The sequence below is a fragment of the Bordetella ansorpii genome, assembly GCF_900078705.1.
GTDB lineage: Bacteria > Pseudomonadota > Gammaproteobacteria > Burkholderiales > Burkholderiaceae_B > Bordetella > Bordetella ansorpii_A.
This window is the reverse complement of sequence record NZ_FKIF01000008.1, coordinates 58,841-79,738: the sequence shown is the minus strand read 5'-3', so window position 1 is coordinate 79,738 and position 20,898 is coordinate 58,841. Positions and strand designations below refer to the sequence as shown.

The following is a 20,898-nucleotide window of genomic DNA, read 5'->3' as shown; positions in this document are numbered from 1 at the left end:
CACCGCAATACCTAATTGCAACCACTTTGCCGTCAGCATAAGGCAACTATCCGGCTTGCGGGATTTCAACCTCGCGTGGACGTTGCTTGGTTTCCAGCAATCCCCATCGGGCTGATCGGATGGAAATTTCGCCGCCAATGTTCCCGTCGCGTCCCACAAGGCGCCCTTACTCGCGGCGATTTACTCAGGTACGACGGTTCACGAATCGTTGCTTTTTTCATCATCTTGCTTCCGATAACAGTCTTTGACCGGCACTGACCCGGCACTGATCCTCGCGCTATGCGGCACGTCCTTGTGCCGCTTCGGAACGAGGAAAAGCGCAGGAACATCGGAGGCCAGTCAATGCAAGCTCAGGGCGTGCTGTTTGGGCAGATCGCCGCCGTCTTCGGCATCGTGATCGCCGGCGTATGGAGTGCAACGCAATGGACAGCCGCCGCCCTGGGCTATCAAGTACGCCTTGGCTCGCCGTGGTTCGATTTCTTCGGCACGCCGGTCTATCACCCCTGGCGGCTGTTCGAGTGGTGGTTCTTCTTCGATGCCTACGCGCCCCAGGTCTTCGACATCGGCGGGGCCATCGCGGGCGGCAGCGGCCTGCTGGCCGTGGTGGTGGCCATCGCCATGTCGGTGTGGCGCTCGCGGCAATCGCGCATGGTCACGACCTACGGTTCGGCGCGCTGGGCCGAAGCGGATGACATCCGCAAAGCCGGGCTGACGCAGCCGGCCGGCGTCTTCCTCGGCAAGTATCGCAACGAGTATCTGCGCCATGAAGGCCCGGAACACGTCCTGACCTTCGCGCCCACTCGCTCGGGCAAGGGTGTCGGCTTGGTCGTCCCGACATTGTTGTCCTGGCCGGCTTCGGCCGTCATCCATGACATCAAGGGCGAGAACTGGCAGATCACCGCAGGCTGGCGCAGCCGGTTCAGCCACTGCCTGCTGTTCAACCCGACCGATGCGAAGTCAGCGGCCTACAACCCGCTGCTCGAAGTCCGGCGCGGCGCGCATGAGGTGCGCGATGTGCAGAACATCGCGGACATTCTCGTTGACCCCGAGGGCGCGCTGGAGAAGCGCAACCATTGGGAGAAGACTTCGCACGCGCTGCTGGTCGGGGCCATCCTGCATGTGCTCTATGCCGGCGAGGACAAGACGCTGCGCGGCGTCGCCAACTTCCTGTCCGACCCGGCCAGCCCGTTCGAGCTGACCTTGCACCGGATGATGACGACGAAGCACCTGGGCGATGCACCGCACCCGGTTGTCGCGTCCGCCGCCCGCGAAGTGCTCAACAAATCGGACAACGAGCGTTCGGGCGTGTTGAGCACCGCCATGTCGTTCCTTGGCCTGTACCGCGACCCCACGGTGGCCGAAGTCACCTCGCGTTGCGACTGGCGCATCGCCGACCTGATCGCATCCGAGCATCCGGTGTCCCTCTATTTGGTGGTGCCGCCCTCGGACATTTCCCGCACCAAACCGCTCATCCGCCTGATCCTCAACCAGATCGGCCGGCGGCTCACCGAATCGCTCGATGGCAGCGACGGCATCGAGCGTCGCCACAAGCTGCTACTGATGCTGGACGAGTTCCCGGCGCTGGGCCGGCTCGACTTCTTCGAGACGGCGCTGGCCTTCATGGCCGGCTACGGCATCCGCAGCTTCCTCATCGCGCAGTCGCTCAACCAGATCGACAAAGCCTACGGCCAGAACCACTCCATCCTCGACAACTGCCACGTCCGCGTGACGTTTTCGACGAACGACGAACGCACGGCCAAACGGGTTTCGGAAACGCTGGGCACCGCCACCGAACTGCGCGCCCAGCGCAACTATGCCGGGCACAGATTGGCCCCGTGGCTGGGGCACCTCATGGTGTCGCGCCAGGAGACGGCCCGCCCGCTGCTGACGCCCGGTGAAGTGATGCAGCTTCCGACCGACGAAGCCGTGGTGATGGTGTCCAGCGTGGCACCGATCAAGGCCAAGAAGCTGCGCTACTACGCCGACGCCAACTTCAAGAGCCGCGTTTTGCCGCCGCCTGCGCTCGCGGCCGAGCAGTACGCCGACGCGCCACCGGCCCGGCCCGACGACTGGAGCGGCCTGGCGATCCCCGCTGTACCAGCGGCCCCGGCTGCGAGCCTGTCCAGCGATGGCGCAGGCACCGCCGATGACGGCGGCCCGCGCCGCCAGCCTGAGCTATCCGAAGTCGCCGAATACAGCCCCGAGCCGCAGCCCGCAGGCAACGACCTGGCGCTGCTCGATGACGACGACCTGCCGCTGCCGCTTCCCGGCCAGCTCGACCCGGCCATGCAGCGCACGGCCCGGCTGGCTTCCCTCGACCCCAACGACGGAATCGACTTATGAGCCAATACCGCCTCAACCTGTTCATCCAGCCTGAGCACGCCAAGCGCCTAGAAGAATTGGCCGCCAAGAAAGGCGTGTCCAAGTCGTCCATTGTCGCGGCGGCGCTCGCATCGTGGCTGTCGCCCGATGCCGGCGACCAGCGCGAGGCCGCCATCGCCAAGCGGCTGGACCGCCTGTCGCGGCAGACCGAACGCCTGGAGCGCGACCAGAACATCCAGATCGAAACGCTGGCGCTGTTCATCCGCTACTTCCTGACCGTCAGCACGCCGGTTCCCGAAGCCCATCAGGACGCGGCCCGCGCCCAGGGCAAGGCGCGCTTCGAGCAGTTCGTCGAACAACTGGGCCGTCACTTGCTGCGAGGCCGAAGCCTGGTGCGTGACGTGGTGGAAGAACTGCACCCCGACCCGGCGCGAATGGATGACGCGGCAGCACTGGCCGAAGCGCAGGAGCGTGCCTCATGAGCGCCGTTCCGCAAACCCCACCCGAACGATCTTCCACCGCAGCTTCGCTGGATCGCCGCATCCAGATGCTGCGCACGGCTATGGGGCCGGTCATCGCCGCTGCGCTGGCCGACCCGGACGTGGTGGAAATCATGCTCAACCCCGACCGCACCTTATGGGTGGATCGGTTGTCGTCGGGCCGCACGCCGCTGGGCGTGGAACTGTCCGAAGACGATGGCGAGCGCATCATCCGCCTGGTGGCCGCGCACGTCGGCGCGGAGGTGCATCGCGGCCGACCGCTGCTGACCGCCGAGTTGCCCGAAACCGGCGAGCGGTTCGAGGGCATCCTGCCCCCGGCCGCACCCGGCCCGGCCTTCGCGCTGCGCAAGCGCGCCGTGAGCATCATCGGCCTGGATCGCTATGTGGCCGACGGCATCCTGACCACCGGGCAGGCCGAGTTCCTGCGCCGCGCCGTGCGCGAGCGCCAAAACATCCTGATCGCCGGGGCAACGAGCAGCGGCAAGACCACGCTCGCCAATGCCTTGCTTGCGGAAATTGCCGCCACCGGCGACCGCGTGCTGGTGCTCGAAGACACCATCGAGCTGCAATGCGCAGCCCGCGACCATGTGCCGCTGCGCACCCGCGCCGGCGTCGTGTCCATGACCGAGTTGGTGCGGGCCACGATGCGCCTTCGGCCCGACCGCGTGATCGTCGGCGAAGTGCGCGGCGGCGAAGCCCTGGACTTGGTGAAGGTGTGGGGCACCGGCCATCCCGGCGGCATCGCCACCATCCATGCCGGTTCCGCGCTGGGCGCGCTGCTGCGCCTGGAGCAACTGATTCTCGAAGTGGCGGTGAACCCGCCGCGTGCGCTGATCGCCGAGGCGGTCAACGTCGTCATCCACATCGCCGGACGAGGCCGCAAGCGCCGCGTCGAAAGCATCGCTCGCGTCGTCGGTTTCGACGGTGTGGGCTACCGCCTGGCGGATGCACTGGAAACGCCGTTTCCCGAGCTGACGCCGGTTCCTCTTGCAGCCAATGCCGCTGCGCCTTCCCCGTCCCTTGACCAACCTGGAGAACTGCCATGACGCAGATGCACGTTCCTGCTTTCCGCTTTTCCGTAAATCCGCTTCCCCACCTGTCCAGCCTGGCACGACTGCGCAGCCTGGCCCGCCCTGCGGGGCGAGGGCTGCTGCTGGCCGCGCTGCTGCTGTTCATCGCCGGAACTGCACAGGCCGCCGGTTCCTCGATGCCGTGGGAAGGGCCGCTGCAATCCATTCTGGAGTCGATTCAAGGGCCGGTGGCCCGCATCGTCGCGGTCATCATCATCATCGCCACGGGCCTCGCGCTCGCCTTCGGCGACACGTCGGGGGGCTTTCGCAAGCTGATCCAGATCGTGTTCGGCCTATCCATCGCGTTCGCGGCTTCGAGCTTCTTCCTGTCGTTCTTCAGCTTCTCCGGCGGGGCCGTCGTATGAGCGGCGCGGACAGCTTCGCGGCCGGCTTCGAGGTGCCGCTGCATCGTTCGCTGACCGAACCGCTCTTGATGGGCGGCGCACCGCGCACCGTGGCGATCGCCAACGGCACGCTGGCAGCCGCCGTCGGGCTGGGCCTGCAACTCTGGATTCCCGGTGTCGTGCTCTGGATCGTGGGTCACTCGCTGGCCGTGTGGGGCGCGCGCGTCGATCCGCAGTTCATGCAGGTCTTCGCCCGCCACATCAAGCACAAGCCGCTGCTGGACGTGTAGGGGGACGCCGACATGCTGAACCTTGCAGAATACCGCCAGCGGCCCGCCTTGCTGGCCGACTGGCTACCCTGGGCCGGGCTGATCGCGCCAGGCGTGGTGCTGAACAAGGATGGTTCGTTTCAGCGCACGGCGCGCTTTCGTGGGCCGGATCTGGACAGTGCCACGCAGGGCGAGCTGATCGCCACCACGGCGCGGCTGAACAACGCGCTGCGCCGGCTGGACTCGGGCTGGGCGCTGTTCATCGAGGCCGAGCGCCGACCGGCCGCAGACTATCCGCACTCGGAGTTTCCCGAACCACTGTCCTGGCTGGTGGACGAGGAACGCCGCGCCGCCTTCGAGGAATCGGGCAACCACTTCGAGAGCGCCTATCACCTGACGCTGGCCTACCTGCCACCGGAGGAATCCCGCGCTCGTGCGGCCAAGCTGCTCTACGAGCACGCGCCGGGCGACGGTGTGGACTGGCGCGGTCGGCTGGATGCCTTCGTAGCGGAAACGGATCGGGTGTTCGACCTGCTCGATGGCGTGATGCCGGAAATCGCCTGGCTGGATGACGCGCAGACGCTGACCTACCTGCACGCCACGGTTTCGACGCGGCGCTACCGGCTGGCCGTGCCCGAAGTGCCTTTCCACCTCGACGCGCTGCTAGCCGATTCCGCCCTGGTCGGGGGCCTCGCGCCCATGCTGGGCGACCAGCACCTGCGCGTGGTGTCGGTGCGCGGTTTCCCGACTTCCACCTGGCCGGGCTTGCTGGACGACCTCAACCGCCTGGGCTTTGCCTATCGCTGGAGTACCCGGTTCCTCTGCCTCGACAAAGCCGAGGCGGAAAAGGAACTCGGACGCCTGCGCCGCCAGTGGTTCGCCAAGCGCAAGAACGTCATCGCGCTACTGCGCGAAACGATCTTTCAGCAGGAAAGCCCGCTGGTCGATACGGATGCCAGCAATAAGGCGGCCGACGCCGATGCCGCCTTGCAGGAGCTGGGCAGCGATCAGGTGTCCTTCGGCTACCTCACCGCCACGGTGACAGTGCTCGATGCCGATCCGGCCGTAGCCGACGAGAAGCTGCGCAAGGTGGAGCGCGTGATTCAGGGCCGGGGCTTCGTGACCATCCCCGAAACGCTCAATGCAGTCGATGCCTGGTTGTCGTCCATTCCCGGCAACGCCTATGCCAACGTGCGCCAGCCCATCGTCTCGACGCTGAACCTCGCGCACATGATGCCAGTCTCGGCGGTGTGGGCCGGCCCCGGGCGCAACAAGCATCTGGACGGCCCGCCGCTGATCGTCACGCGCACCGATGGCGCGACGCCGTTCCGGCTGGTGACGCACATCGGCGACGTGGGGCACACGATGATCGTCGGCCCGACCGGCATGGGCAAGTCGGTCTTGGTCGCCATGATGGCCATGCAGTTCCGCCGCTATAGCGGCTCGCGCGTCTTTGTCTTTGACGTGGGGCGATCCATACGCGCGGCCACCTTGGGCCTGGGTGGCGAGCACTACGACCTCAGTGCGGATGGCGAGATTGCCTTTCAGCCTCTCGCCCGCATCGACCGAGAGGGCTACCGCACCTGGGCCGCCGAATGGATCGAAGGGCGCTTGCTGCACGAAGGTGTGACCGTCGGCCCAGACGAGAAGGCGGCCATCTGGTCGGCGCTGGGAAGCCTCGCCGGTGCGCCCGTGGAGCAGCGCACGCTGACCGGCCTGTCCGTCTTGCTGCAATCGAACGTGCTGCGCCAGGCGCTCGCGCCCTATGTGCTCGGTGGCGCGCACGGCAAGTTGCTGGATGCAGACCACGACCGGCTGGGTAGCGCGGATGTGCAGTGCTTCGAGATGGAAGAGCTCATGCACAGCAAGGCCGCCGTGCTGGCTGTTCTGAACTACCTCTTTGCCCGCCTGGAAGAACGATTCGATGGCTCGCCAACGATGCTTTTTCTCGGGGAGGCATGGGTCTTTCTGGACGATCCCATATTCGCGGCCCGGCTTCGGCAATGGCTCAAGACCTTGCGAAAAAAGCAGGTTTCCGTCGTTTTCGATACGCAGTCGCTCGCAGACGTCAAAGAGTCATCCATCGCACCGGCGGTCATCGAAAGCTGCGCGAGCCGGATTTTTCTCCCTAACCCACAGGCGACCGAGCCGCAGATTCGCACGATCTATGAGGGCTTCGGTCTCAACAGCCGGCAAATCGAAATCGTCGCCACCGCGCAGCCCAAGCGCGACTACTACTACCAATCGCGCCTCGGCAATCGCCTGTTCGACCTCGACCTGGGGCCGGCCGCGCTCGCCTTCGCGGGCGCATCCACACCGCAAGACCAACGCGACATAGACCGCGTGCTGACGCAGGCCGGCGCTCCCGGCTTCGCCGGTGCGTGGCTGCGCCATCGCGGCCTCGATTGGGCCGCCGACCTGCTGCCGTCCTCGCCGGCGGCGGCTTCTTTCCTTTCCCAACCACGACAGGAGAACCTGCCATGAAGACCCGTGTGCTTTCCGTTTCGCTCGCCGCCGCGCTGGCCGGCTCGCTGATGCTCGCCCAGCCGGCGGCGGCCCTCACCTTCGTTGATCCCGTCAACTTGGTGCAGAACACGCTGACCGCCATCCGCACGCTGGAGCAGATCAACAACCAGATCAACCAGCTACAGAACGAAGCCCAGATGCTGATGAACCAGGCGCGCAATCTGGCGAATCTGGACTTCAACATCGTCAACCGGCTGCGCTCGACGCTCGCCACCACCGAGCGCCTGATCGCCGAAGCGCAGGGGCTGGCCTACGACGTGACGAACATGGATCGGGAATTCGCACGTCTGTACCCCGAGCAATACGCCGCAACCGTCAGTGGCGATCAGATGTTCCGCGATGCGCAGGAGCGTTGGAAAAACACGCTTAACGGCCTGCACACCGCGATGCGGATGCAAGCCCAGGTGTCGCAGAACCTGACCCAAGACGAAAGCGCGCTGGCCGATCTGGTCAGCCAGAGCCAATCCGCCACAGGCGCGCTGCAAGCGATGCAGGCGACGAACCAGCTTCTCGCCTTGCAGGCCAAGCAGTCCATCCAGGCGCAGCAGCTCCAGATCACACAAGACCGGGCGGCATCGCTGGAACTGGCGCGGCAGGCGGCGGCCACGGAGCGCGCCCGCGAAGTGCGGCGGCGCTTCCTGGGCACCGGCACGCCGTACACGCCGCAGTCCGTCAACTTCTACAACAACTGACGGGAGGCGGCCATGCGATGCGTTCCCGTTCTGTCGGTTTCGCTGCTGGCCGTGCTGCTGACCGCTTGCGGCCAGTCGTCCGACCAACAAAGGGCTGAAGACCTGGCCGCCACCTTGGCCGCCGATCCCGTGCGGCTCAAGGCGCTGCGCGCCCAATGCGCAACCGACCGGCAAGCCGCGGGCGAAGACGCCTGCCGCGCCGCCGCCGAAGCCTTCCGGCGGCGGTTCTTCGCCGGCCAGACCGGGCCGGACGAATACCGGACGCTGGCCGACCTGCCACCGATCCCGGCGAGCTTCGACACTCCCACCGATGAGGCTGGCGATGCACCGCTCTCGGCTACGGAGGACACGCCATGAACGACGTGACCATCATTGACCGTTTCCTCGATACCTTCTCGCGCTACATCGACTCGGGTTTCGGGTTGCTGCATGGCGAGGTGGCATTCCTGACGGCCACGCTGATCGTCATCGACATGACGATTGCCGGCCTGTACTGGGCCATGAGCCATGCCACCGGCCAGGGCGAGGACGTGATTGCCAAGCTGTTGCGCAAGGTGCTCTACGTCGGTGCCTTCGCCTACATCATCAACAACTTCAACTGGCTGGCCGGCATCGTGTTCCGGTCGTTCGCCGGCCTGGGCCTGACGGCCACCGGCTCGGCCATCACGATGGAGAACTTCTTGAAGCCCGGCCGACTGGCGAAGACTGGCATCGACGCTGGGGCGCCGATTCTTGAGCAGATCGGCGACCTTGCGGGCTTTCCCGAAGTGTTCGTGAACCTCGACCCCATCGTGGTGCTGTTCCTGGCCTGGCTGGTGGTGATCCTCTGCTTCTTCGTGCTGGCGGTGCAGCTTTTCATCACGCTGATCGAATTCAAGCTGACCACGCTCGCCGGTTTCGTCTTGATCCCGTTTGCACTCTGGAACAAGACCTCGTTCCTCGCGGAAAAGGTGCTCGGCAATGTGGTGTCGTCGGGCATCAAGGTCTTGGTGCTGGCCGTCATCGTCGGCATCGGCTCGGGCCTGTTCGCGGAGTTCCAGGTTCATCCCGACGATCCTTCCATCGACCACGCGCTGGTCGTGATGCTGGCCTCGCTCGCGTTGCTGGCGCTGGGCATCTTCGGCCCCGGCATCGCCACGGGCCTGGTGTCCGGTGCGCCGCAGCTCGGCGCGGGCGCGATGGCCGGCGCAGCCGTCGGCGCGGTCGGCACAGGTGTTGCCATTGGTGCCGCCGCGACCGGCGTGGGCGGTGCCGTCATGGCGGGCGCACGCATGGCCCCGGCCGCCGCCAAGCTGGCCGGCAGTGGCGCACGCGCCGCCACGTCGGCGGCCAGCAGCGCCAAGTCCGCATTCCAGGCCGGTTCCGCCGCTGCCGGCGGCGGGGCCAAGGGCGCGGTGGCTGGCCTCGGCAATGTCGCCAAGACCGGCGCGCAGGCCGCAGGCCGCCGCGCTGCGTCCGGCGCTTCCGCTGCCGGGCAGAAGGTGGCCGATTCCTTCCGAGCTGGCTGGAACGGCACCGATGCCGGCGCCGGCGCTGCCGGTTCCGGCCAGGCCGCCGCAGGCGAAGGCGCGGACGGCGCCGCCAGCGCGCCCAAGCAAGAGCAACCCGCCTGGGCCAAGCGGATGCACCGCCGCCAGCAAATCACCCATGCCGCGACCACCGCCGCCCACACGCTGCGCGGTGGCGACGGTGGCGGCTCGGGCCAAGGCCCGAGCCTGCGTGATTCCGATACCTGACCCTCAAGGAGAACACCCATGCGATTCAAACGACCGCAGGTGCGCTACGCCGATACGCCGCAGCCTGCCACCCCATATCAATCCGCTGCGCAGGTGTGGGACGACCGCATCGGCTCGGCCCGCGTCCAGGCCAAGAACTGGCGTTTCATGGCCTTCGGCTGCCTGGTGCTTGCGCTGCTGATGGCCGGCGGCCTGGTGTGGCGCTCGGCACAGTCCATCGTCACGCCCTATGTCATCGAGGTCGATCAGTCGGGGCAGGTGCGCTCCGTGGGCGAGGCGGCGACGCCGTACCGGCCCGCCGATGCGCAGATTGCGCATCACCTGGCGCGGTTCGTGACGCTGGTGCGCTCGCTGTCCATCGACCCCATCGTGGTGCGGCAGAACTGGCTCGATGCCTACGACTACACCACCGACAAGGGCGCGGCCGTGCTCAACGACTACGCGAGCAAGAACGATCCGTTCGCCCGTGTCGGCCGCGAATCGGTGACGGTGCAGATCACCAGCGTCACGCGCGCGAGCGATGCCTCGTTCAACGTCCGCTGGACGGAACAGCGGTTCGTCAATGGCGCACCCGCTGGCACCGAACGCTGGAACGCGGTGCTTTCAACCGTCCTGCAAACCCCGCGCACCGAACAGCGCCTGCGCAAGAACCCGCTGGGGATCTACGTCAACGGCCTGTCGTGGAGCCGCGAACTGGATTCTTCCGAAGGAGCCAAGCCATGAACCTGCCTTTCCGCTTTTATGCTTTCGTGCTGATGTTCGCAGCCACCACGTCGTCATTGCTGGGCTGCGCCTCGCAGGGCAAGCCGCCGCCGACCATCTCGCTCGATGAGCCGGTGCAGGCGCAGCCGTTGCCCGAACCGCCCAAGCCGGTCGAAGTCGTCACCGTGCCCGAGCCGCTGGCGCTGCCTGCGCAGTTGAAGCCGCTGCCGGAGGTCGATACAGTCCCGGCTGCGCCGGAGCCGGCCGATGAGAAGGCGCGCGTTTCGCGTGCTAACGCGGAGGCGCGCATCGCACCCACGCGCGAGGGCTACGTCAATGCGATTCAGGTGTGGCCTTTCACGGACGGCGCGCTGTATCAGGTCTATGCCGCGCCGGGGCGCGTGACCGTGGTTTCGCTCCAGCCGGGCGAGGAACTTGTCACCGTGGCCGCTGGCGATACCGTCCGGTGGATTGTGGGCGACACATCCAGCGGCAGCGGCGAGGCGCTGCGCGTCAATGTGCTGGTCAAGCCCATCCGTTCCGGCCTCAAGACGAACTTGGTTATCACTACCAGTCGCAGGACATACCTGCTGGAGCTGACCTCGACCGAGCGCGCATGGATGGCTTCGGTGTCCTGGGATTACCCGAAAGACCGGATGCTGGCCTTGCAGCGCCAGGCGCAGGCGGCCAGCGCCGCTGCGCCGGTCGATACCGGCTTGTCGCTGGAGAAGATCCGTTTCCGCTACGCGGTATCGGGCAGCAACCCGCCGTGGAAGCCGCTGCGCGCCTTTGATGATGGAGAGAAGGTCTATATCCAGTTCCCGCCGGGCATCGCGCAAGGCGAGCTGCCGCCGCTGTTCGTCATCGGCGCGCAGGGCGACGGGCAACTGGTGAACTACCGTTTCCGCTCGCCGTACTACATCGTGGATCGGCTGTTCGGCGCTGCCGAACTGCGCCTGGGCGGTGATGGTGGCGACGTGGTGCGGATCGAACGCACGGATGGCGTGGCGCGGAGGAACTGACAATGAGCCAGGATGACACTCCCGACCTCGCCACGCCGCAGGCGGGCAAGCTCGCGCCCGAGGCGGTGGCGCTGCGCGCACAGCCGCGCCCGGTCACGCGCCTGAACCGGCGCACGCTGGCCATCCTCGCAGGCACCCTGTCGGTCGCCGTGCTCGGCGCGCTGATGTGGTCGCTGCAACCGCAGCGGCGCGGTGCCACGGGGCAGACCGAGCTTTACAACGTCGATCGCGTCTCCAAGTCGGAAGGGCTGGACGCGCTGCCGGCCGACTACTCGAAGCTGCCGCCCCCTTTGCCAGCATCCGTGCCGGAGCTGGGGCCGCCGCTGCCGGGCGATCTTGGCCCGGCCATCGTGAAGTCGCAGCAGCCAGTGACGGCCGCCTATGCGGCCCCCGGCCATGATCCCAACGATGCGCTGCGCAAGGAGGCGGAAGCGGCGGCGGCATCATCGGTGTTCTTCCGCTCAGGGTCGCAGGCCGCGCCGGTGGCGCAGACGCAGGTGGCCGCTGCGCCGGGCTTCGCCGCCAATGCGGCGTTCGACCCGCTGGCGGCTGGCCCGGCCTCGACGGCGGCCCAGCCTGCCGACCCGACCGCCGTACAGAACCGGCAAGAACAGAAAGAGGCTTTCCAGAAAGCCGGAACCACGGAAACCCGTAATTCCGGCAATCTGACCCTGCCGGCTTCGCCGTATCAGGTCATGGCCGGAACAGTGGTCGCAGGTGCCTTGGTGACGGGCATCAAGTCCGATCTGCCGGGCGACGTGATCGCCACGGTGACGGAGCCGGTCTATGACACGGCTACGGGCAAGTTCCTGCTGATCCCGCAGGGTTCGCGCATCCTCGGGCGCTACAACAGCCAAGTCAGTTACGGGCAGAGTCGCGTGCAGGTGGTGTGGAACCGGATCATCCTGCCCGACACGTCTTCGCTGACGCTCGACAACCTGGTCGGAGCCGACCCGGCCGGCTATGCCGGACTGGAAGACGACGTGGACTACCACTGGGGCCGCATCTTCGCCGGCGCAGCGTTGACTACGCTGCTGGGCGTCGGCGCCGAGCTGGCCGCGCCGGAGAACCGCCAAGACGGCGACCGCATCATCATCGCCGGCCGCGACAGCGCGCAGGACAGCATCAATCAGGTCGGCCAGGAGATGACCCGGCGCAACATGAACATCCAGCCGACGCTGACCGAGCGGCCGGGCCTGCCGGTTCGCATCATCGCCAACCGCGATCTGGTGCTGCGGCCCTACCAGCCGTTGTTCTTCAACAAGGGGACTTCACGATGACGACGCGCAAGCTGCGGCTCGGGCCGCTGCCGAAAACCGAATCCACGAAGCTGACCTTTGCCTGCCCGGCCAGCCTGAAAGCCGACCTCGACCACTACGCCGCGCTGCACGCGCAGGCGTATGGCGAGGCGGTCGATGCCGTGACGCTGATCCCGCACATGCTGGAGGCGTTCATGGCTGGGGATCGGGGATTCAGGAAGGGGGGCGCGGGCAAGGCGCCGCCGAAGCCGAGTTGACGATGCGGACGCATCCACCATCCGCCCGAAAATGAAAGAGCAGCCCACCGGCTGCGCTTTCGCTTTGAGAGGCCGCTTGCGACAAGCCACGGCTATGATGACAGTGCGACCTTGCCCGCTGCGCCGCCCCTGGGCTTGCTACCGCGAAGCGCCTATGCGGCACCTAGCCAGAAAAGCAGCAAGAGCACTCGATGGCCGAAAACTGGCCTAACCTGTTGCCCCGTAAGACCTTTCGCGTCGCTGCCTGCCTGCATCAAAGACTTGACAGCGGACATTTTTCATGGGCGCGTTCATGCCAGACCCGCATCGAATGCGAGGCGCCCGCGGCGGCAACAAGCGGAAAGCCCCCGGCTTTCTTTTACATCCGGGCGTGCGACAATCGAACAAATTATCGTTTGGCCGGCGCCCGCGAGGGCTGGCCCCAAGACACCTACGGCACACCGTTCATGTTCGGCGACATCCTCCGCTTTCTGCTCGAAATCCTCTTCACGCTGTTCGGCGCGGCGCTCATCCTGCGCGCCTGGATCCACGCGGTCCGCCTGCACCCGTTCAACCCGATGGCGCGCGCCGTCTACCAGGGCACGAACTGGCTGGTGGCGCCGCTGCGCAAGCTGCTGCCGTCCACCGGCAAGATCGACTGGGCCAGCCTGGTCGGCGTGTGGCTGACCGCGCTGGTCTATATGGTGCTGATGTGGCTGGTCACGGTGGGCTCGCTGGTGCCCCTGGCCTTGCTGCCGGCCACCGCGGGCTCGGCCCTGCTGATGTCGCTGAAATGGGCGCTGAACCTGATCGTCTGGTTGACGTTGATCCAGGCCGTGCTGTCATGGGTCAATCCGATGGCGCCGCTGATGCCTCTGCTGCAGACGCTGACCGCCCCGCTGCTGGACCCCATCCGCCAGATCCTGCCGCGCACCGGCATCGACTTCTCGCCGCTGGTGCTGCTGGTGCTGGCGCAGGTGCTGCTGATGGTGCTGGCGCGGCTGACCTACAGCATGATGGGCGTGTAGACCCTGCCGCCACGCAAAAACCCCCGAAGGTTGGGCATCCAACTTTCGGGGGTCGGCCCAGGGCGGGCTGGCGGTATGGCGAAAAAACGGCGTTGCAGTTTTTACATCGGCGCCACACGCGTGGGGCCGGCGCCGCTGATGACCTGCACGCGCTGGCCAACGCTGATCGGCTGGTCGGCCTCCTGCGCCACGACGCGGGTTTCACCGTTGTCCAGGCGCACGGTGATTTCCAGGCCGGAGTTGCGGCCGACACGGTTCTCGACCGCGTTGCCGGCCAGGGCGCCCAACAGGGCGCCGCCGACCGTGGCGATGGCCCGGCCCGAGCCGCCGCCGATGGCGTTGCCAGCCACACCACCCAGGGCAGCACCGCCGATCAGGCCGACGCCGCTGGAGCGGTCTTCTTGAATGGTGATGGGACGCACGCCCACGACAGTGCCGGTGCGTACGATCTGTTCGCGCTGGGCTTGGCCGTAGGAATAGACGCCGCTGGAAGCACTGGGGTTGGCGCAACCGGCGAGCGTGGCCACGGAAGTGGCGATGGCGGCGATGGCGAGCCAACGGCTGGCGCGAGGCATGGTCTTGGAAAGGGTGATAGCGCTTGTCATTGGGGCTCCTCGTGGGGAACTAGGCGGCAGTGACTCATGATACCTCTGCCCACGGCGGATTGCCTTCCGCCGAGAAACAGGGTGCAACAGGTGATTGACGCCCCCACGAGAGATTCGGTTCCCGATGAGGCCGTCCAAACGCCTCATCGGGCCGGCAATCAGGCCGGCAGGCCGATGCCGTAGGCGGCGCGCAGTTGCGCATCGATCTGCGGGCGCGACGGCGTGTGGTTCTGCGGCCCACGCGAGGCGACCTTGATGGCGCCCATCACGTTGGCCAGGCGGGCGCTGTCCAGCCAGTTCATGCCGCTGGTCAGGCCGTACAGCAGGCCACCGCGGTGGGCATCGCCGCAACCGGTCGGGTCGACGACGGCTTCGGCCTTCACGGGCGGGATCTCGATGGTTTCGCCGCCGGTCAGCAGCGTGGCGCCCTGGGCGCCGCGCGTCACCACCACGGCCCGCAGGCCGCTGGCGATGTCGGCCAGGCTGCGGCCGGTGCGCTGCTCGATCACGCCCGCTTCGTAGTCGTTGGCGGTCAGCACCTGGGCCAGGCCCAGCATGCGCGTGATGTCTTCCCCGGCGAACAGCGGCATGGCCTGGCCCAGATCGAAGACGAAGGGAATGCCCTTGCGGTGCAGGCGTTCGGCGTGGGCGAACATGCCGTCCTTGGCGTCCGGCGCGACCACGCCCCAGGCGGCCTCGGCGTCGCTCAGGTCGTTCTGCGCCGACAGCGACATCGCGCCCGGGTGGAAGGCGGTGATCTGATTGTCGTCCAGGTCGGTGGTGATGAAGCATTGGGCCGTGTAGGTGTCCGGCATGACCCGCACGCGCGAGACGTCGATGCCCAGGCCGGCCAGGCGTTCGAGGTACTCGCCGGCATCTTCGCCGACGGTGGCCACCGGCACGGGCGCGCCGCCCAGCAGTTTCAGGTTGTAGGCGATGTTGCCCGCGCAGCCGCCGTATTCCTTGCGCATGGTGGGTACCAGGAAGGACACGCTCAGCGACTGGATGCGATCGGGCAGGATGTGCTCGCTGAAACGCCCCTCGAACACGGCGATCGAATCGAACGCCATCGAACCGCAGATCAATACGGGAGCAGTCATGCTTTCATCCTTCACGGAAAGAATTTATCGAGTTGGTAACCATTGACCTGCAGCCCCGCCACCTGGATGGGCACGGTCAGGGTAATTTCGGCGCCCGGACCCAGCGGCCCCTTGGTGCCGGCGGGCAGATAGGCTTCGGGCAGGATGGCCTTGCGGGCCACCACGGTATCGGACAGATCGGTCAGGTCCAGCATCAGGGCGGGCCAGTGCTGTTCCTTGTCGTAGCGGTTGCGCAGCACCACCGTCAGCACCAGGCGCGAGCGGCCATCGTCGGCCGCCTGCGCCGCGGCGCCGGAGGGCGGGCGCAGCGACGAGGACACGATCGAGATGCGTTCGATGCGGCGCGCGTAGCCCACCGTGCAGCCGGCGGCCTGGCACAGGGCCGTCAGCGCCGGCCGCAGCGCGGGCGCGGCGATGGCGATCGAGGTGCGGTAGGCGAAGACCAGTTGCGCGCCCAGCGCCAGCAGGCCCAGCAGGCAGGCCCAGGTCCACAGGCGGCGCCAGGTGCGGTGCGAATCGATGCGGTCCTGATCCAGGAACTCGGGCGGCGCCCGGCCGCTGTCGGTGGCGCTGGAATAGCGGGTGCGGGCGTCGCCGTAGATGACATCGGCCGGGGCGCCATCGATGCCGTCTTCATCGTCGTGGCGCAGGCCAGGCTCGTTGCGGCCTGGCTCGGCGCGCGCGGACGAACGGACCGGTTCACGGGAGCGCGCCGCAGGTTCGGCGTGCCAGGGGGGATCATCGCCGTGATCCGCCTCGGCAGGGAATCCAGCCGGCCGGCCCATGCCCGACGAAGGCGCGGCGGACCAGCGGGATTCGTCGGCCCGGTCATCGTCGTCATCGCCTTCCGCCGGAATGGAGGGATGCGCTGCGCCGAAAGCGGGCTCCTGGCGGCGATCGGCGCGCCCTCGCAATACCGATGGCGTCTCGGCCACGATACGTTGATCGCGCCGGCCCACGGCGGGCTCGGCGCGCACGCCGCGGTCTGGCCAGGCGGGAAATCCGCCGTCATCGCGTGCGCGGATGACGGGAGCAGGCGCAGGGGGCGCGAACGGCGAAATGGGCGGCTCGACATCGCGGCCATGCAATGGGACATCCTGCCGCGCGGCAACCGCCTCCGCCGGCGCTTGCCCGGCCCCGCCCTCGCCCATCCGCGCACGGCCACGCAGCACGGCGGGCGGCGCCGCCGGGGCCGCCGGGGCCGCCGCGGCGGGCAACTCAGGCGCCGCGGGCGCGGCCGCGAAGGGCGACATCGGTGGAGGCGGCGCCACGGGAGCCTGCTCGCTCTCGAGAGACGCCCGGCCATCGAACACCGTGGAACACACGCCGCAACGCACCAGTCCATTGCGCACGCGCAGTTGGTCGGCCACCACCCTGAAAGCGGTGTGGCATTGCGGGCAGCGGGTGATCGGCATGGCGGGAAAGGCTCAGTCGCGGCGGCCGTGCAGGCACACCCAGCCGTCGCGCTCGCGCCAGACGGACATCTTCAGCCACGGTGCGTAGGCGGCTGCCACGTCCTCGGCCTGCCGCTCGAGCACGCCGGACAGCACCAGGTCGCCGCCCGGCGCGACGCGCGCGGCCAGCATGGGCGCCAGCACCTTCAGCGGGTTGGACAGGATGTTGGCCACGACGACCTGGAACGTGCCCTCCCGCAGCCCGTCGGGCAGCATGGCGTCGAGTTCGACGCCGTTGATCCGGGCGTTGTCGGCGCTGGACTGCACGGCCTGCGGGTCGATGTCCACGGCCGTGACCGGACCGGACCCGAGCTTGCGCGCGGCGATCGCCAGGATGCCCGAGCCGCAGCCGTAATCCAGCATCGGGGCGCCCGGGGGCAACTCGGCCTCGAGCCAGGCCAGGCACAGATGCGTGGTGGGATGGCTGCCGGTGCCGAACGCCAGGCCGGGATCGAGTTCGATGTGGATGGCGTCCTCTGCGCCAGCCTCATGGGTGGTGACGGTGGGATCGTCGCGGTGCCAGCTGGGCACGATCCACAGACGCTCGGCGATCTGGATGGGCGCGAACTGCGATTGCGTCAGGCGCACCCAGTCGGCGTCCGGCACGTCGCGCAGCGACCAGTCCTGGGCCGCTTCGGCGTTCAGGCCGGCTTCGGCCAGGGCCTCTTCCAGCAACTGGGCGGGATCGGCGCCATCGGGCAGCAGGGCGACGACGCGGTTGCGGTCCCAGGCCTGCACATCGGGCTCGGTGCCGGGCTCGCCGAACAGCGGCCGTTCGCAGTCGGTGCCGAAGTCGGCGTCCTCGACGGACACCGACAGCGCACCGGCTTCGAGCAGGGCATCGGACAGTACCTCGGCCTGCGCCTCGAGGCAGTGGAGCACGAGTTCACGCATGGTGGAAGCCTGTTTGTGATTCGGTGAAAGCCGCCGGGCCACCCGTGCGGGGTGGCCCGGCCCGTCCGTGTCAGGGACGCTGGGCCAGCTTGTTTTCCAGATAGTGGATGCTGGTGCCGCCTTCGATGAAGCGGGCGTCCTGCATCAACTCGCGGTGCAGCGGGATGTTGGTCGAGATGCCTTCGACCACCATTTCGGACAGGGCCGTGCGCATGCGCGCCAGCGCCTGTTCGCGGGTGTCGCCGTACGTGATGACCTTGGCGATCATCGAGTCGTAGTTGGGCGGCACGAAGTAGCCGTTGAACGCGTGCGAATCGATGCGCACGCCCGGGCCGCCCGGCGTATGCCAGTTGGTGATGCGGCCGGGGCTGGGCACGAAGCGGAACGGATCCTCCGCGTTGATGCGGCACTCGATGGCGTGGCCCTTGAACACGATGTCGCGCTGGCGCAGCGCGAATTTCTCGCCGGCGGCGATCAGGATCTGCTGCTGGACCAGGTCGATGCCGGTGATCAGTTCGGTCACCGGGTGCTCGACCTGGATACGCGTGTTCATCTCGATGAAGTAGAACTCGCCGTTCTCGTACAGGAACTCGAACGTGCCCGCGCCGCGGTAGCCCATCTTGCGGCAGGCGTCGGCGCAACGCTCGCCGATGCGCTCGATCAGGCGGCGCGTGATGCCGGGAGCCGGCGCTTCCTCGATGACCTTCTGGTGGCGGCGCTGCATGGAGCAATCGCGTTCGCCCAGCCACACGGCGTTGCGGCCGCCGTCGGCCAGCACCTGGATCTCGACGTGGCGCGGGTTCTCGAGGAACTTCTCGAGATACACCTCGGGATTGTTGAACGCGGCGCCCGCCTCGGAACGCGTCATGTTGACGGCGTTCAGCAGGGCGGCCTCGGTATACACCACGCGCATGCCGCGGCCACCGCCGCCGCCCGCCGCCTTGATGATGACCGGATAGCCCACTTCACGCGCCACGCGCAGGATCTCCTGCGGATCCTCGGGCAGCGCGCCCGCCGAGCCCGGCACCACCGGCACGCCGGCTTCGATCATGGCGTGCTTGGCGCTGACCTTGTCGCCCATCAGGCGGATGGTCTCGGGACGCGGGCCGATGAAGACGAAGCCGCTTTTCTCGACGCGGTCGGCGAAATCGGCGTTCTCGGACAGGAAGCCATAACCCGGGTGGATCGCCTCGGAATCGGTCACCTCGGCGGCCGATATGATGGCCGGCATGTTGAGGTAGCTCTCGCGCGACGGCGCGGGCCCGATACACACGGATTCATCGGCCAGGCGCACGTACTTGGCATCGCGGTCGGCCTCGGAGTGCACGACCACGGTTTTGATGCCCAGCTCGCGGCAGGCGCGCTGAATGCGCAAGGCGATCTCGCCGCGATTGGCGATCAGGATTTTTTCGAACATATATCAGTTGCTCCACCGTGCTTAGCACGACCTACGACACGTGAAATGGGCCCTCTCGGGGGCACGCAAAGCGCGTAGGGGGGATTCATCTAGCCGATGACGAACAGCGGTTGGCCGTATTCGACCGGTTCGCCGTTCTCGACCAGGATTTCCTTGATGACGCCGGCCTTGTCGGCCTCGATCTCGTTGAGCAGCTTCATCGCTTCGATGATGCACAGCGGATCGCCTTCCTTGACCGACTGGCCCACGTCGATGAACGGGGCGGCGCCCGGATTGGGCGAGCGGTAGAACGTGCCGACCATCGGCGCCTTGACGACGTGCCCCTGGACGGGGGCCGGCGCGGCGGGGGCAGCGGGCGCGGCGGCGGGCGCGGCGCCGGCGGCCGGGGCCGGGGCGGCTTCAGGCGCGTGGTAAGCCACCGGCTGCAGGGTCTGCGAGAACTTGACGATGCGAACCTTGCCCTCGCCCTCGGTGATTTCGAGTTCGGCAATGCCCGATTCCGCCACCAGGTCGATCAGGGTCTTGAGTTTTCGGAGGTCCATAATGAAGCTGCTTCCCGATTAATTTGTTGGCGGCGCCCCCGGTACGGGTCTGCGCCATGTGCTGGAAATTGGAAAAATGCGTCGCCGGTCAGTGGCGGACCGCGTAGCGCAACGCGGCTTCGTAGCCATCGGGCCCGAGGCCGCTGATCAGTCCGACGGCGATGTCGGACAGGTACGAGTGGTGACGGAAGGGTTCGCGCTTGAACAGGTTGGACAAATGTACTTCAACGAACGGAATCGCCACGCCGGCCAGTGCATCGCGAATCGCCACGCTGGTGTGCGTATAGGCGCCGGCATTGATGATGATGAAATCCGTGCCGTCCGTGCCCGCGGCCTGGATGCGATCGACCAGCGCCCCTTCGTGGTTGCTTTGCCACGACGCCAGCGTCACGTTCAGTTCCGCGGCCACGTCAGCCAAACCGGCATCGATCTGCGCCAGCGTGCGGCTGCCGTAGATACCGGGTTCGCGCGTGCCGAGCAGATTCAGGTTGGGGCCGTGCAATACGAGAATGCGTCGCGCCATGGATTTGCTATGAACGTCGGCAAAAAGTATAGATAAAGCGACTTTTTACGCCAAATCGCCGTATTTTTGCAAGCTGCCTGTCATCAACCGGCCAGGCGGGCCACGCTGCGTTCGAGGTCGGCTGCGTCGATCTGGCCCAGGATCTTGCGGTTCACGGTGCCATCTGCATTGAAAACGAGCGTAAACGGCAGGCCGCCGGCCGGATTGCCGAGCTTGCGCAACGTGTCGATGGCATTCGCGCCCATGACCACCAGCGGATAGGAAACGGGCACCTTGGCCAGGAATTTGCGGATGTTGTCCGCCTTATCCACGCCGATGCCAATGAACTGCACCTTGGGGTGGCTTTTCTGCATGGCGTCGAGCTCGGGCATCTCTTTCACGCAGGGCGCGCACCACGTCGCCCAGAAATTGACCACCATCGGGCGGCCGCGCCAGTCGGACAGCTTGCGCGTGCGCCCGTCCAGATCCGGCAAGGCCATGTCGGACAGGGCCTTGACCGCATCGGGCGGGACGGCGGATTCCGGGGCGGCGTGCACCCGGCGCGCATAGGCGGCGGCCATGGCCGCGGCGGCGCCCGCATGCAGGAAGAGACGGCGATTCATGGGCCGAATCATAACCGCAAGCGCTCCCGCGCGGGGGAACGCGGCGCCCTCTACA

The 20,898-nt window shown here is 67.1% G+C and carries 22 protein-coding genes; 14 read left to right on the top strand and 8 right to left on the bottom strand.

Annotated elements, in window-relative coordinates:
* Nucleotides 1-342: 342 nt before the first annotated feature.
* The 14 genes from A6745_RS20965 to A6745_RS20900 all read left to right on the top strand — a co-directional run bounded on the left by A6745_RS20965 (nucleotide 343) and on the right by A6745_RS20900 (nucleotide 13,706).
* A complete protein-coding gene (locus tag A6745_RS20965; protein WP_066131595.1) occupies nucleotides 343-2,343 on the top strand; it encodes a conjugal transfer protein TraG in 2,001 nt (666 codons plus the stop codon).
* Nucleotides 2,340-2,804, top strand: coding sequence for a ribbon-helix-helix protein, CopG family (locus A6745_RS20960; RefSeq protein ID WP_066131593.1), 465 nt, complete (start codon nucleotides 2,340-2,342; stop codon nucleotides 2,802-2,804). Before A6745_RS20965 ends, A6745_RS20960 begins: the two co-directional genes overlap by 4 nt.
* Nucleotides 2,801-3,868, top strand: a complete 1,068-nt coding sequence (gene trbB, locus A6745_RS20955) for a P-type conjugative transfer ATPase TrbB (RefSeq protein ID WP_066131592.1) — start codon at nucleotides 2,801-2,803, stop codon at nucleotides 3,866-3,868. Before A6745_RS20960 ends, trbB begins: the two co-directional genes overlap by 4 nt.
* Nucleotides 3,865-4,257, top strand: a complete 393-nt coding sequence (locus tag A6745_RS20950) for a TrbC/VirB2 family protein (RefSeq protein ID WP_066131589.1) — start codon at nucleotides 3,865-3,867, stop codon at nucleotides 4,255-4,257. The genes trbB and A6745_RS20950 overlap by 4 nt, the downstream gene beginning before the upstream one ends.
* Entirely contained in the window at nucleotides 4,254-4,526 is a 273-nt protein-coding gene (locus tag A6745_RS20945; RefSeq protein ID WP_022995778.1) for a VirB3 family type IV secretion system protein, read from the top strand. Before A6745_RS20950 ends, A6745_RS20945 begins: the two co-directional genes overlap by 4 nt.
* A 12-nt stretch (nucleotides 4,527-4,538) precedes the next feature.
* Complete coding sequence (trbE, locus tag A6745_RS20940; RefSeq protein ID WP_066131587.1) at nucleotides 4,539-6,989, top strand: conjugal transfer protein TrbE; 2,451 nt, start codon at nucleotides 4,539-4,541, stop codon at nucleotides 6,987-6,989.
* Nucleotides 6,986-7,723 carry a P-type conjugative transfer protein TrbJ gene (gene trbJ / locus A6745_RS20935; protein ID WP_059317845.1) on the top strand — a complete coding sequence of 246 codons (738 nt, stop codon included), beginning with the start codon at nucleotides 6,986-6,988 and terminating at the stop codon, nucleotides 7,721-7,723. Before trbE ends, trbJ begins: the two co-directional genes overlap by 4 nt.
* 12 nt (nucleotides 7,724-7,735) lie before the next feature.
* Nucleotides 7,736-8,080, top strand: a complete 345-nt coding sequence (locus A6745_RS20930) for a hypothetical protein (protein WP_066131584.1) — start codon at nucleotides 7,736-7,738, stop codon at nucleotides 8,078-8,080.
* Nucleotides 8,077-9,459: a P-type conjugative transfer protein TrbL gene (gene trbL, locus A6745_RS20925; RefSeq protein ID WP_066131582.1), complete on the top strand. Its 1,383-nt coding sequence runs from the start codon at nucleotides 8,077-8,079 to the stop codon at nucleotides 9,457-9,459. The genes A6745_RS20930 and trbL overlap by 4 nt, the downstream gene beginning before the upstream one ends.
* 18 nt (nucleotides 9,460-9,477) lie before the next feature.
* Nucleotides 9,478-10,182, top strand: a complete 705-nt coding sequence (gene trbF / locus A6745_RS20920; protein WP_066131581.1) for a conjugal transfer protein TrbF — start codon at nucleotides 9,478-9,480, stop codon at nucleotides 10,180-10,182.
* Nucleotides 10,179-11,183: a P-type conjugative transfer protein TrbG gene (trbG, locus tag A6745_RS20915; RefSeq protein WP_066131579.1), complete on the top strand. Its 1,005-nt coding sequence runs from the start codon at nucleotides 10,179-10,181 to the stop codon at nucleotides 11,181-11,183. The genes trbF and trbG overlap by 4 nt, the downstream gene beginning before the upstream one ends.
* 2 nt (nucleotides 11,184-11,185) lie before the next feature.
* Entirely contained in the window at nucleotides 11,186-12,463 is a 1,278-nt protein-coding gene (locus tag A6745_RS20910) for a TrbI/VirB10 family protein (protein WP_066131578.1), read from the top strand.
* Complete coding sequence (locus A6745_RS20905; protein WP_066131576.1) at nucleotides 12,460-12,699, top strand: DUF2274 domain-containing protein; 240 nt, start codon at nucleotides 12,460-12,462, stop codon at nucleotides 12,697-12,699. Before A6745_RS20910 ends, A6745_RS20905 begins: the two co-directional genes overlap by 4 nt.
* A gap of 446 nt (nucleotides 12,700-13,145) precedes the next feature.
* Nucleotides 13,146-13,706 (top strand): YggT family protein, encoded by a 561-nt coding sequence (locus A6745_RS20900; RefSeq protein WP_066132295.1) that lies wholly within the window; start codon nucleotides 13,146-13,148, stop codon nucleotides 13,704-13,706.
* A 101-nt stretch (nucleotides 13,707-13,807) separates the two neighbouring features.
* Here A6745_RS20900 and A6745_RS20895 read toward each other — a convergent pair whose 3' ends face one another.
* From A6745_RS20895 to A6745_RS20860, 8 genes are all read right to left on the bottom strand, one after another.
* On the bottom strand, nucleotides 13,808-14,281 hold the full coding sequence (locus tag A6745_RS20895; RefSeq protein WP_407922746.1) for an outer membrane lipoprotein: 474 nt from the start codon (nucleotides 14,279-14,281) through the stop codon (nucleotides 13,808-13,810).
* A gap of 188 nt (nucleotides 14,282-14,469) precedes the next feature.
* Entirely contained in the window at nucleotides 14,470-15,411 is a 942-nt protein-coding gene (locus A6745_RS20890) for a carbohydrate kinase family protein (protein WP_066131571.1), read from the bottom strand.
* An 11-nt stretch (nucleotides 15,412-15,422) separates the two neighbouring features.
* Nucleotides 15,423-16,826, bottom strand: coding sequence for a DUF3426 domain-containing protein (locus A6745_RS20885; protein WP_066131570.1), 1,404 nt, complete (start codon nucleotides 16,824-16,826; stop codon nucleotides 15,423-15,425).
* A gap of 12 nt (nucleotides 16,827-16,838) precedes the next feature.
* Nucleotides 16,839-17,759, bottom strand: coding sequence for a 50S ribosomal protein L11 methyltransferase (gene prmA, locus A6745_RS20880; protein WP_066131569.1), 921 nt, complete (start codon nucleotides 17,757-17,759; stop codon nucleotides 16,839-16,841).
* Nucleotides 17,760-17,829: 70 nt separating this feature from the next.
* Nucleotides 17,830-19,176 (bottom strand): acetyl-CoA carboxylase biotin carboxylase subunit, encoded by a 1,347-nt coding sequence (accC, locus tag A6745_RS20875; RefSeq protein ID WP_066131567.1) that lies wholly within the window; start codon nucleotides 19,174-19,176, stop codon nucleotides 17,830-17,832.
* Between the two features lie 89 nt (nucleotides 19,177-19,265).
* Entirely contained in the window at nucleotides 19,266-19,718 is a 453-nt protein-coding gene (gene accB / locus A6745_RS20870; RefSeq protein WP_066131564.1) for an acetyl-CoA carboxylase biotin carboxyl carrier protein, read from the bottom strand.
* Nucleotides 19,719-19,806: 88 nt separating this feature from the next.
* Nucleotides 19,807-20,241 carry a type II 3-dehydroquinate dehydratase gene (gene aroQ, locus A6745_RS20865; RefSeq protein ID WP_066131562.1) on the bottom strand — a complete coding sequence of 145 codons (435 nt, stop codon included), beginning with the start codon at nucleotides 20,239-20,241 and terminating at the stop codon, nucleotides 19,807-19,809.
* Between the two features lie 83 nt (nucleotides 20,242-20,324).
* A complete protein-coding gene (locus A6745_RS20860; protein ID WP_066131559.1) occupies nucleotides 20,325-20,843 on the bottom strand; it encodes a TlpA family protein disulfide reductase in 519 nt (172 codons plus the stop codon).
* Nucleotides 20,844-20,898: the final 55 nt, after the last annotated feature.